The 13384-nt window shown below is 34.9% G+C and carries 7 protein-coding genes; all 7 read right to left on the bottom strand.

Annotated features, from left to right (window positions below; all coding sequences use genetic code 11):
• Positions 1-28: 28 nt before the first annotated feature.
• A complete protein-coding gene (gene ilvA / locus R6X41_RS01245; protein ID WP_318496838.1) occupies positions 29-1294 on the bottom strand; it encodes a threonine ammonia-lyase IlvA in 1266 nt (421 codons plus the stop codon).
• 31 nt (positions 1295-1325) lie between these two features.
• Entirely contained in the window at positions 1326-2804 is a 1479-nt protein-coding gene (ilvC, locus tag R6X41_RS01240; protein ID WP_318496837.1) for a ketol-acid reductoisomerase, read from the bottom strand.
• A 10-nt stretch (positions 2805-2814) separates the two neighbouring features.
• The gene (gene ilvN, locus R6X41_RS01235) at positions 2815-3342 is read right to left on the bottom strand and encodes an acetolactate synthase small subunit (RefSeq protein ID WP_318496836.1); all 528 of its coding nucleotides are present in this window, start codon (positions 3340-3342) and stop codon (positions 2815-2817) included.
• Positions 3343-3344: 2 nt separating this feature from the next.
• Positions 3345-5078 carry a biosynthetic-type acetolactate synthase large subunit gene (gene ilvB, locus R6X41_RS01230; RefSeq protein ID WP_318496835.1) on the bottom strand — a complete coding sequence of 578 codons (1734 nt, stop codon included), beginning with the start codon at positions 5076-5078 and terminating at the stop codon, positions 3345-3347.
• Between the two features lie 9 nt (positions 5079-5087).
• Positions 5088-6773: a dihydroxy-acid dehydratase gene (gene ilvD / locus R6X41_RS01225; RefSeq protein ID WP_318496834.1), complete on the bottom strand. Its 1686-nt coding sequence runs from the start codon at positions 6771-6773 to the stop codon at positions 5088-5090.
• 515 nt (positions 6774-7288) lie between these two features.
• The gene (locus tag R6X41_RS01220) at positions 7289-8755 is read right to left on the bottom strand and encodes a glutamate synthase subunit beta (RefSeq protein WP_318496833.1); all 1467 of its coding nucleotides are present in this window, start codon (positions 8753-8755) and stop codon (positions 7289-7291) included.
• A 5-nt stretch (positions 8756-8760) separates the two neighbouring features.
• Complete coding sequence (gltB, locus tag R6X41_RS01215; protein WP_318496832.1) at positions 8761-13266, bottom strand: glutamate synthase large subunit; 4506 nt, start codon at positions 13264-13266, stop codon at positions 8761-8763.
• Positions 13267-13384 lie beyond the last annotated feature (118 nt).

Genomic DNA, 13384 nt, shown 5'->3' with positions numbered 1-13384 from the left:
CATTTAGTAGTTTACATAAAAGTTAAGCTTATACTAAAAACTGAAACAGTTCTGGATTATCGTTTAAATAATCTCCATAAAAGTTTTTGGTTTTCATCTTAGTTATTAACGGTCCTAAATCTTTAGACGATTTAAGTTCTATACCAACTACCGCCGAACCGTTTTCACGATTGGTTTTTTTAGCATATTGAAAATAAGTGATATCGTCGTTAGGTCCTAAAATTTCGGCTAGAAATTCTTTTAAAGCGCCTGCACGTTGCGGGAATTTTACTATAAAATAGTGCTTTAAATTGGTATATAACAAAGCACGTTCTTTAATTTCTTCAGTTCTAGTAATGTCGTTATTACTTCCACTAATGACACAAACCACATTTTTACCTTTAATCTCTTCCGCATAAAAATCCAGCGCAGCAATACTTAATGCTCCTGCTGGTTCTACAACAATTGCATCTTTGTTATATAATTCTAAAATGGTTTCGCAGACCTTTCCTTCTGGAACCGTAATCATATCATCTAAATTCTGTTTACAAATAGCAAACGTTCTGTCTCCTACTTTTTTAACAGCAGCACCATCGACAAAATTCTCGATGGTTTTTAATTCTGTATTATATCCGTTTTTAATAGATGTTTTCATAGAAGGTGCGCCTTGTGGCTCGACCCCTATAATTTTTGTATCTGGAGATAATTGTTTAAATACGGTAGACAAGCCTGAAGCTAATCCGCCACCTCCAACGGGAACAAAAACATAATCTAAAGGCGCATCAATCTGACTTAAAATTTCAAGACCAATAGTTGCCTGCCCTTCAATAACTTTTTTATCGTTAAACGGATGAATAAATGTTTTATTTAAACGTTCACATTCTAACATAGATGCATGGTATGCATCATCGTAAGAGTCACCTACCAAAACAATTTCAGTAAATTCTTCTCCAAACATTTTTACCTGCTCAATTTTCTGATTTGGTGTTGGAGAAGGCATAAAAATAGTACCTTTTATCTTTAACAATTTACATGATAGTGCCACACCTTGAGCGTGGTTACCTGCACTTGCACAAACAATACCGTTTTTCATTTGTTCTTCAGTCAAAGCGGACATCCTATTGTATGCCCCTCTAATTTTATAAGAACGGACTAATTGTAAATCTTCTCGTTTAAAGAGAATATTAGCACCATAACGTTTAGAGTATTGTAAGTTTTGAGTTAAAGGCGTAGTAACAGCAACCGACTTTAAACGTTCGGCTGCTGCTTGTACTGCTTTTAAACTTGGAAAATATGTTTTGTTTTCAGTTTGCATAATTGTGTTAGGCTAACACTAAAGCGGATTATTATGCTTCAGTTTTTATTGTTTTCATTGCAGTCATTGCTGTTCTTAACGATTTTCCAATCGCCTCAATAGGATGATTCCTAATAGCATCATTTACTGCAATTAATTCAATATTATCAACCTCGTTAGATGTTGAGTAAGGCTTACCAATAACATCAGTTTTAATATCTTTCATGAAATCTACTAACATTGGTTTTGCTGCATGGTCGAATAAATAACACCCGTATTCTGCGGTATCAGAAATTACACGGTTCATTTCGTAAAGTTTCTTTCTTGCAATTGTATTTGCAATTAATGGTAATTCGTGAAGTGATTCGTAGTATGCAGATTCGGCAACGATTCCTGCACTTACCATAGTTTCGAAAGCTAATTCTACCCCAGATTTAACAATAGCAACCATAAGCACACCATTATCAAAATATTCTTGTTCTGAGATTTTATCTGAAGTCAGTTTCGTTTTTTCGAATGCTGTTTCTCCAGTAGCTTCTCTCCAAGTTAATAAGTTAATATCGTCGTTAGCCCAGTCTTCCATCATAGTTTGAGAGAAATGACCAGAGATAATATCGTCCATATGCTTTTCGAATAACGGACGTAAAATATCTTTTAATTCTTCAGATAATTTGTATGCTTTAATTTTAGCTGGATTAGATAAACGGTCCATCATGGTTGTAATACCACCATGCTTTAACGCTTCTGTTACAGTTTCCCAACCATATTGAATTAATTTAGCAGCATAACCTGGCTCTACGCCTTCTTCAACCATTTTGTCGAAACATAAGATAGATCCAGTTTGTAACGCACCACATAAAATAGTTTGTTCACCCATTAAATCACTCTTAACCTCAGCAATAAAAGAAGACATTAAAACTCCTGCTCTATCTCCTCCTGTTGCAACTGCATAAGCTTTAGCCTGAGCTAAACCTTTTCCTTCTGGATCGTTTTCTGGATGCACAGCTATTAATGTTGGTACACCAAATCCTCTTTTATATTCTTCACGAACCTCTGTCCCTGGACATTTTGGAGCCACCATTATTACTGTTAAATCTTCACGTACTTGAGTACCTTCTTCAACAATATTAAAACCATGAGAATACGATAACGTTGCACCTTTTTTCATTAAAGGCATAATCGTTTCTACAACATTTGTATGTTGCTTATCTGGCGTTAAGTTTAATACCAAATCTGCAGTTGGAATTAATTCTTCGTAAGTCCCAACAGTAAAGTTGTTTTCTGAAGCATTAAGGAAAGATGTACGCTTTTCTTTAATTGCTGCCGCACGTAAAGCATAAGAAATGTCTAATCCAGAATCTCTCATGTTTAAACCTTGATTTAATCCTTGTGCGCCACACCCTACAATGACGATTTTTTTACCTTTTAATGCATTTACACCATCTTCAAATTCTGAAGATGCCATAAAACGACATTGTGATAATTGCTCTAATTGGTTTCTTAATGATAAGGTGTTAAAATAATTTGCCATTTTGTTTAAATTAATTAAATGCTACTAGCATTTGTGATATTTTCATTTCTTCTTTAGTTACTGCAATGCGTCCTGAACGTACAAATTGCATAATGCCATAGGCACTAAAATCGCGATATAATTGTTCGATTTCGTTTCTTTTTCCTGATTTTTCAAGCACAAAAAACTCTTTATTAACCGTTACAATTCTTGCATTGCTTTCTTTTATTATATTCTGAATTTCGCGTTCTTCAAACAACAAATCAGATTTTAATTTAAACATGCAAGACTCCTGATAAATTGTTTCTTCGTCTGTATGATAGTAAGCCTTTATAACTTCGACTTGCTTTTCTATCTGACCAAGAATTTTCTTCATACGATCCTCTTCAAGGTTTACCACAATAGTAAATCTTGATACGCCTTCAATTTCTGAAATAGACGTATTTAAGCTTTCAATATTTATATGCCTTCTTTGAAAGATTGCTGAAATTCTATTCAAAAGACCAATATTATTCTCGGTATAAATCGAGATTGTATATATGTTTCTATTATCTTCCATAATTAACTTAATCTAATTTCTGAAACTGATGCTCCTGTTGGTATCATTGGGAAAACGTTACCTTCTTTTTCTACACATACCTCTAAGAAATAAGCACCATCATGAGCCATCATTTCGGCAACTGCATCTGCTAATTCTTCACGCTTTGTAACACGTCTAGCTTCTATATAATAACCTTTTGCTATTGCTACAAAGTTAGGATTTGTCATTTCGGTAGACGCATAACGTTTATCGAAAAACAACTGTTGCCATTGGCGAACCATACCTAAAAACTCGTTGTTTAATACTACAATTTTTACAGCTGTTTTTTGTTGAAAGATAGTTCCTAATTCTTGAATATTCATTTGGAAACCACCATCACCAATAATAGCAACTACATCGCGATCTGGTGCTGCCATTTTCGCTCCAATAGCAGCTGGTAAAGCAAAGCCCATTGTTCCTAAACCTCCAGAAGTAATGTTACTTTTTGTTTTGTTGAATTTCGCATAACGACATGCAATCATCTGGTGCTGACCAACATCTGAAACGATAGCAGCATCACCTTTAGACTGTATATTTATCTGATTTATAACCTCACCCATGGTTAAACCTTCTTTGACTGGGTGCAAATCATCTTTAATTACTTTCTCAAACTCAATAGCATATAAGTCTTTAAACTTTTGATGCCACTCTGGATGTAAATTTTCATTTAAAAGAGGAAGTAATTCAGCTAAACTCAACTTAGAATTTCCAAGAACAGCAACATCCGTTTTTACGTTTTTATCAACTTCAGCAGGATCTATTTCAAAATGAATCACTTTCGCTTGCTTTGCATAGGTTGCTAAATTTCCAGTTACACGATCATCGAAACGCATACCGATAGCAATTAACACATCACACTCGTTGGTTAACATATTTGGAGCATAATTTCCATGCATTCCAACCATTCCAATATTTAAAGGATGTTCTGTTGGTATTGCTGATGCGCCTAATATAGTCCAAGCTGAAGGAATTCCTGCTTTTTCTATAACTGCTTTTAATTCTGCTTCAGCTTTTCCAAGAATAACACCTTGTCCCCAAACAATCATAGGCTTTTTAGCTCTATTAATTAAGTCTGCGGCTTTCTGTACAGCCTCACTATCTATTTTGCAAGAGGCTTTATAACTACGTACCGAAGTACATTTTTCGTATTTAAAATCAAACTCTTCAAACTGAGCATCTTTTGTTATATCTACAAGTACAGGTCCTGGTCTTCCGCTTCTTGCAATGTAAAAAGCTTTAGCCATAACCTCAGGAATATCTGATGCTTTTGTAATTTGAACATTCCATTTAGTAACCGGTGTAGAAATACCTACAATATCAGTTTCCTGAAATGCATCGCTTCCTAATAAATGCGAAGCGACTTGACCTGTAATACACACGACAGGTGTCGAATCTATTTGCGCATCTGCAATACCCGTAACCAAATTGGTAGCTCCTGGTCCAGAGGTTGCAATTGCGACCCCTACTTTTCCAGAAATACGTGCATAACCTTGAGCCGCATGTGCAGCACCTTGTTCATGACGCGTTAAGACGTGATGAATTTGATCTCTATATTTATAAAGTTCATCATAAACAGGCATTATAGCTCCTCCTGGATATCCATAAAGAATCTCAACACCTTCAGCTAACAAACATTTAATGATAGCCTCGCTACCAGAAATACGTACTGTTTTTTCTGTAGCGGTCTTTGTTGTTTTTACTGTTTCAGTATTCATAGTAAAAAATTAAAATTCATCAGTCACACATCCTTTTGATGCAGACGATACTGTTTTCGCGTATTTATATAATACTCCTCTTTCTGCTTTCAATTTTGGAGCAACCCAATTTGCTCTTCTTTTAGCCAATAACTCTTCAGAAATTTCAATATCAATGGTATTGTTTTCAGCATCGATAAAGATAATATCTCCATTTTCGACTAAAGCAATATTTCCACCATCTTGAGCTTCTGGAGCCACGTGACCTACAACAAAACCATGCGAACCTCCGGAAAAACGACCGTCGGTAATCATCGCGACATCTTTTCCTAAACCTGCTCCCATTATAGATGATGTTGGTTTTAGCATTTCTGGCATTCCTGGCGCACCTTTTGGTCCTTCGTAACGAATTATGATCACATCACCTTTCTTTACTTTACCATTCTTAATACCTTCATTAACTTCGGTTTCACTATTAAATACATTAGCTGTTCCTTTAAACGAAAGCCCTTCTTTTCCTGTGATTTTTGCAACCGCACCTTCTGTAGCTAAGTTCCCGAAAAGGATACGAATGTGTCCTGTTTCTTTAATTGGCTTATCAAGTGTTCTTATAATATCTTGTCCGTCTATTAAATTCGGAACATCCTTTAAGTTTTCAGCAAGTGTTTTTCCTGTTACTGTTAAACAATCGCCATGAAGCAAATCGTTTTCTAACATATATTTTAACACACCTGGAATACCACCTACACCATGTAAATCTTCCATAGAATATTTACCACTCGGCTTTAAATCTGCCAATAAAGGTGTATTATCACTAATACGTTTAAAATCTTGTAATGTAAAATCTATTTTCGCTGCCTTAGCAATTGCTAAAAAGTGAAGTACAGCATTTGTAGAACCTCCTAAAACAGTTACCAATCTAAACGCATTTTCTAACGCATCTTTAGATACGATGTCTGAAGGTTTAATATCATTTTCTAATAAATAGCGTAAAGCCTCGCCAGCTTTCACACATTCTTTTTCTTTTAAATTATCATGTCCTACTGCAGGATTAGAAGAATTGAAAGGTAAGGACATACCTAAAGCTTCAATCGCAGACGCCATAGTATTTGCGGTATACATCCCACCACAAGCACCAGCTCCTGGACACGCTTTATGAACAACTTCTTTAAATTCTGAATCGTCTATAGTTCCAGCAACTTTTTTCCCATAAGCTTCAAAGGCAGAAATAATATCGAGTTTTTCACCTTTATGGCAACCTGAAGCAATTGTCCCTCCATAGACCAAAATTGAAGGCCTATTTAAACGCAACATTGCCATTAAGGCACCTGGCATATTTTTATCGCAACCTACAACTGTTACTAATCCGTCGTAGCTCATTCCTTCTACAACAGCTTCTATAGAATCTGCGATAATATCTCTAGACACTAATGAATAACGCATTCCTGGGGTACCGTTAGATATCCCGTCGCTAATACCAATTGTATTAAAAATTAGTCCAACTAAATCGGCATTTTGCGTTCCTTTCTTAACATGTGTCGCTAAATCATTAAGATGCATATTACAAGGGTTTCCTTCGTATCCCGTACTTGCTATACCAATAAATGGTTTTTGCAAATCTTCGTCTGTTAAACCGATAGCATGCAACATTGCTTGAGCAGCAGGTAAAGAAGGATCTTGAGTGACCGCGTAACTATACTTTTTTAAGTTTTTCATATGTTTTTAAAAGCTTTTGCTCTAATTCTATTTCCTTTGAGAGCGCTAAATTAATTTTTTGTCGTTTTTTAACGAATTTACCCTAGTACATATAGACTAAACTCATCCCTAATAATACATATATAAAAACATGAATACCAGCACTTTAAATCCATTTATATATGACGTTCAATTTCTTCTTTTTATGATAAAATATTCGGCTTTTTAACGAATAATCTTCAAATCAAGAAAACAAGCCCTTTAGAGTACTACTTTATTGAATTTTTAAGCTTAAAATGAGTACTTAAAATCATTATAATTCAGGCATATTATTGAAACAAAAAAGCCTCCCCAAAAAGGAAGGCTTTAATTTTATTTTATAATAAATACACTTCCATATTATCCTTGCGAGCGAATCACAACGACACTAATAGACGTAATATTTACTAGGATGTTTTTCATATATGTTTCAAATATCTAAATTCTTAGACTAACAACCTATAAAAAATTTAAATATTTAACAATTTTAGTTCGAATTAAACTCTAGGTAAATCAATTCCTGTTTTAAGAGGTAAATTTGATTCTCCCATTAAGTACTTATCTACATAATAAGCAGCTTGTCTTCCTTCTGAAATTGCCCATACAATTAACGATTGTCCACGACGCATATCTCCGGCCACAAAAATTCCGGGCACGTTAGACATATAATCGTTTGTATCTGCTTTAATATTGGTTCTAAAATCCATTTCTAGACCTAATTGTTCTGGAAGTGTTTTTTCAGATCCTGTAAATCCTAAAGCTAACAATGCTAATTCACAATCCCATGTTTTTTCAGTTCCTGGAAGCTCCTTTAATTGCGGACGCTCTCCTGCCTTGAAAATCCATTCAACTTCTGCAGTTACTAGACCTTTTAAATTACCGTTTTCATCTCCTAAAAATTCTTTAGTCGAAATACTGAAGAAACGCTCTACACCTTCTTTATGAGATGTACTTGTACGTAACTTCATTGGCCAATATGGCCAAGGCTGATTTGCGGGTCTTCCAACTGTAGGCTTGTCTAAAATTTCGAAATTAGTAACCGATGTTGCACCGTGACGATTAGACGTTCCAATACAATCCGATCCAGTATCTCCACCACCAATAACAATAACATTCTTGTCTGTAGCTAAAATTTCTTTTTCAAACTCTTTAGTTCCGCTTACACGTTTATTGTTCTGCTTTAAGAAATCCATAGCCTGAACAACTCCATTTAATTCTGCTCCTGGAATTGGCATGCCACGTCTTACCGTTGCACCACCACATAACACGACAGCATCAAAGTCTTTTTTAAGTTGCTCAGAATCAACATTTACACCAACATGTGCGTTCGTTTTAAATGTTATTCCTTCTTCTTCCATCACTTTAACACGGCGGTCTATAATTTGTTTTTCCAATTTAAAATCTGGAATTCCGTAACGTAATAAACCACCAACTTTGTCGTCTCTTTCAAAAAGCGTCACTAAATGACCTGCGCGATTTAATTGCTGTGCAGCTGCTAAACCAGAAGGTCCACCACCAATAACTGCTACTTTTTTACCAGTACGGTTTTTTGGAGGACGTGCAACAACCCAACCTTCTTTAAAGGCTGTTTCGACTATTTGTTTTTCAATATTTTCAATAGTTACAGGATCTTCGTTAATACCTAACACGCATGCTTCTTCGCAAGGTGCAGGACAAAGTCTACCTGTAAACTCTGGAAAATTATTTGTAGAGTGTAAAATTGCCGCAGCTTCTTTCCACTTTCCTTTATATACTTTATCGTTAAAATCTGGAATTAAATTACCAAGTGGGCAACCACTATGACAAAATGGAATTCCACAATCCATACAACGCGCACCCTGATCCTTCATATGAGGCTCTGATAAAGGAATTGTAAATTCTTTATAGTCCTTAATACGATCTTCTATTGGTTCGTACCCTTCAACTTCACGGTTATATTCTAAAAATCCTGTTATTTTTCCCATAATATCTATTGCGTTACAAGGTTTTCTTGTTCTAATTTAATTAAAGCTTGCTTATATTCTTCTGGTAAAACCTTGATAAACTTAGGCAAGTATTGTTCCCATTGTTCTAAAATACGTTGTGCTAACGGACTTAAAGTAGCGTTATAATGATTTTCAATTAACGTCTTTAATATGGTTATATCTTCTTCTAAAACTACAGGGTCTAAGTTTAGCGCTTCAGAATTACAATTGTTTCTAAATGTATTTTTAGCATCTAAAACAAAAGCAATACCACCACTCATACCTGCACCAAAGTTTCTACCAACTTCTCCAAGAACAACTGAGACTCCACCTGTCATGTATTCACAACCGTGATCTCCAATACCTTCTACTACCGCATGAGCTCCTGAGTTTCTTACGCAGAAACGCTCTCCAGCTTTACCGTTAATATAAACCTCTCCAGCTGTTGCACCGTATAAGGTTACGTTTCCTGTAATAACGTTGTCTTCTGGAATAATAGTCGCTCTTTCCGGAACTTTAATAACCAGTTTTGCACCAGATAAACCTTTTCCTAAATAATCGTTAGTGTTTCCATTAACAATCATAGTTAAACCTTTTGTTGCAAAAGCTCCAAAACTCTGTCCTGCAGATCCTGTAAAGTTTAAGTTAAGTGTATTTTCTGGTAAACCTTGAGCGCCGTAAATTTTCGAAATTTCGTTACTGATAACAGCTCCTACTGCACGATCTATGTTTGTTATTTTAAAATCTAAATATGTTTTTTCCTTACGGAATAATGCTGGATGCGCTTTATTAATAATTTCGAAATCTAAATGACTTTCTAAATTATGTTCTTGCTTTTCAGTATTATATAATTTTACGTAAGGCTCTGTTTTTACTTTATGTAATATAGGTGTTAAATCTATTCCTGAAGCTTTATAATGTTCAATAGCTTGGTTACGATCTAATTTTTGAGATTGTCCAACCATTTCGTTAATGGTTCTAAACCCTAATTGCGCCATAATTTCTCTTAATTCTTGAGCTACAAAATACATATAGTTTACAACGTGTTCTGGCTTCCCTTTGAATTTTTTACGTAATTCTGGGTTTTGAGTTGCGATACCTACTGGACATGTATTTAAATGACATACACGCATCATGATACAACCTGAAGCAACTAATGGTGCCGTTGCGAAACCAAATTCTTCAGCTCCTAATAAACATGCAATAGCAACATCACGACCTGTTTTTAATTGACCATCACATTCTAAAACAATACGATTTCTTAAATCGTTCATTACTAAAGTTTGTTGTGCTTCAGCAATTCCTAATTCCCATGGTAAACCACAGTGTTTTAAAGATGTTAATGGAGATGCTCCTGTACCACCATCGAAACCTGAAACTAAAATAACATCGGCTTTTGCTTTTGCAACACCGGCTGCTACTGTTCCAACCCCTACTTCTGATACTAATTTTACGTTAATTCTAGCTTCTCTGTTAGCCGATTTTAAATCGTATATTAATTGAGATAAATCTTCAATTGAATAAATATCGTGATGCGGTGGTGGCGAAATTAATCCTACATAAGGTGTCGAGTTACGAGTTTTTGCAATGGAAGGATTCACTTTCGGCCCAGGTAATTGTCCACCTTCTCCAGGTTTCGCACCTTGTGCCATTTTAATTTGAATCTCTTTTGCACTTGTAAGGTAATTAGATGTTACTCCAAAACGCCCCGAAGCGACTTGCTTAATTGCACTGTTTTTCCAATCTCCATCAGGATCTTTATAAAAACGCTCTTGATCTTCTCCACCTTCACCAGAATTACTTTTTCCACCAATACGGTTCATCGCAATGGCTAAATTCTCATGGGCTTCTTTACTAATAGATCCGTAAGACATCGCTCCCGTTTTAAAACGTTTTACGATTTCTGTCCAAGGTTCTACCTCTTCTATAGAAATTGGATCGTAGTTTGTAAATTCAAACAATCCACGAATAGTCATTAAATCTTTAGATTGATCGTTTACAAGATCTGCATATTCTTTGTACGTCGATTTTTTATTAGTACGAACAGATTCTTGTAATTTTGCAACAGTTAACGGATTAAATAAGTGTTTCTCTCCGTTTCTTCTCCATCTGTATTGTCCACCAATTTCTACATCTAAATTAGCATCTACTTCACGTACTTTATATGCATTTTCGTGACGTTTAGAAATTTCTTTTTCAATTTCATTTAAACCAATACCCTGAATACGTGTTGCAGTTGTTGGGAAATACTTTTCTACAACCTTAGTATTAATACCAATACATTCGAAAAGTTGAGAACCACGGTAAGAATTCAAAGTAGAGATTCCTATTTTGTTCATCACCTTTAAGATTCCTTTTCCAACTGCTACATTATAATTTATAATTGCTTGTTCGAAATCTAATCCTGTAATATCCTGTGATTCTAATTGTTGTTCTACAATTTCGTTAACCATATATGGGTTAATAGCACTTGCTCCATAACCAAATAATAATGCAAAGTGATGCACCTCACGTGGTTCTGCAGATTCTATTATTAAACTAATCTGAGAGCGTTTACCTCTTTTATATAATGCATGGTTAACATAAGAACAAGCCAATAGTGCTGGAATTGGCGCTTTAATTTTACCTACATTTCTATCTGAAAGAATAATAATATTTGTTCCAGAATCGATAGCTTTTTCTGCTGTATCAACAATAGCTTCTAAACGATCTTCAAGACCATTTACTCCTTTAGACACATCGTATAAAATTGATATTGATGTTACTTGATAGTCTGGACTCTTATCGTGATGTTTTATTTTATCTAAATCCTGCTTAGAAATTACAGGGTTTTGAATTTTTAGTTTGCGACAATGAAACTCATTAATTTCAAAAATGTTAGTATCACTTCCTAATGTTAAACTAATATCTGTAATTAATTCTTCACGAATACCATCTAACGGAGGGTTCGTTACTTGTGCGAATAACTGTTTAAAGTAGTTGTAAATTAATTGTGGACGCTGAGACAAAACAGCAATTGGTGTATCGCTACCCATAGAACCTATTGGTTCTTTTCCGCCTTGCGCCATTGGCTGAATAATTGTATTTAAATCTTCTTGAGTATATCCAAAAACACTTTGTCTTACTCCTAAATCTTCTTCTTCATGAATTACAGGGTCTGTACTATAAGGAATATCTTTTAAGTGAATTAAGTTTTTATCTAACCACTTTCTATACGGATGCCTACTTGCAATCTCTTCTTTAATTTCTTCATCGTTAATAATACGACCTTCGTCCATATTAACTAAGAACATTTTTCCTGGCTCTAAACGTCCATGGAATTTAATGTTTTCTGGCTCTATGTCTACAACTCCTGTTTCTGAAGACATAATTACAAAATCATCTTTTGTAACAGTATATCGAGATGGACGCAAACCGTTTCTATCCAATACTGCACCAATATAACTACCGTCAGTAAACGGAATAGAAGCAGGACCATCCCAAGGCTCCATTAAACATGAGTTAAATTCGTAGAATGCTTTTTTAGCATCAGACATGGTATTGTTCTTCTCCCATGCTTCTGGCACTAACATCATCATTACTTCTGGTAAAGAACGACCAGTCATTAATAACAATTCAACCACCATATCCATAGAAGCTGAATCTGACTTTCCTTTTAATATGGTAGGAATAACACGTTTAATATCGTCTCCGAACCATTCGCTTTCCATAATTTCTTCACGAGAAAACATACGAGAAACATTTCCTCTTAATGTATTAATCTCACCATTGTGACACATATAACGGAAAGGCTGAGCCAAATCCCATGTTGGAAATGTATTGGTAGAGAAACGCTGATGTACTAAAGCTAGTTTAGCATCTAAAAGCGGATTTAATAAATCTAAATAATATTCTTTAATATCTTCAGGCATTAATAGACCTTTATATATTATCGTCTTGGTTGATAAACTTGGAAAATAAAAGAAAGACGATTCAGATAATTTTGAATTATATACGGTATGCTCAGCAATCTTTCTTGCAGAAAATAATTTTAAATTGAATTCAAAATCAGTTTGCTCAGGATTATTTTTACCAACAAACACTTGCTTGATAAAAGGTTCGCTAGCTGCAGCAATTTTCCCTATAACATTATTATTTACTGGTGCATTACGCCAACCTATTAATTTAAGCCCTTGTTCTGCAATACATTTCTCGAAGGTATCGATACAATACTCACGCTGATTTTGTTTTTTAGGCAAGAACATGTTACTTACCGCATAATCTCCACGAGCAGGCAATTCGAAATCGCAATACTTTACAAAGAAGTCATGAGGTATATCTATTAAAATTCCTGCACCATCTCCTGTTTTACCATCTGCACTTACAGCTCCTCTATGTTCCAGTTTCACTAAAATCTCTAGTGCTTTATGGATAATATCGTTAGATCTACTTCCGGTTAAACTACATATAAATCCCGCCCCACAATTGTCGTGTTCAAATTCTGGCAAATACAGCCCCTGTTTCTTCAACATAATCATTAATATTTTAGTTAATTTTTGCTACTAGCAAGCACTAATATAGCAGTATACTTATTACCGTAATAATCGAAATTAAATTTTTATGACATTATAGGTATACTTAAACTTTTAT

Origin of the sequence: Formosa sejongensis (genome assembly GCF_033447105.1) — a bacterium.
In the GTDB taxonomy this organism is placed as follows: Bacteria; Bacteroidota; Bacteroidia; order Flavobacteriales; family Flavobacteriaceae; genus Formosa.
The sequence above is the reverse complement of the archived record's forward strand: the minus strand, read 5'-3'. Positions and strand labels throughout refer to the sequence as shown.

Excerpts from the sequence above, each read along its gene's own strand:
- ilvA (WP_318496838.1), bottom strand. The coding sequence starts at position 1,294 with ATGCAAACTGAAAACAAAACATATTTTCCAAGTTTAAAAGCAGTACAA.
- ilvN (WP_318496836.1), bottom strand. The coding sequence starts at position 3,342 with ATGGAAGATAATAGAAACATATATACAATCTCGATTTATACCGAGAAT.
- ilvB (WP_318496835.1), bottom strand. The coding sequence starts at position 5,078 with ATGAATACTGAAACAGTAAAAACAACAAAGACCGCTACAGAAAAAACA.
- ilvD (WP_318496834.1), bottom strand. The coding sequence starts at position 6,773 with ATGAAAAACTTAAAAAAGTATAGTTACGCGGTCACTCAAGATCCTTCT.
- R6X41_RS01220 (WP_318496833.1), bottom strand. The coding sequence starts at position 8,755 with ATGGGAAAAATAACAGGATTTTTAGAATATAACCGTGAAGTTGAAGGG.
- gltB (WP_318496832.1), bottom strand. The coding sequence starts at position 13,266 with ATGTTGAAGAAACAGGGGCTGTATTTGCCAGAATTTGAACACGACAAT.
- ilvC (WP_318496837.1), bottom strand. The coding sequence starts at position 2,804 with ATGGCAAATTATTTTAACACCTTATCATTAAGAAACCAATTAGAGCAA.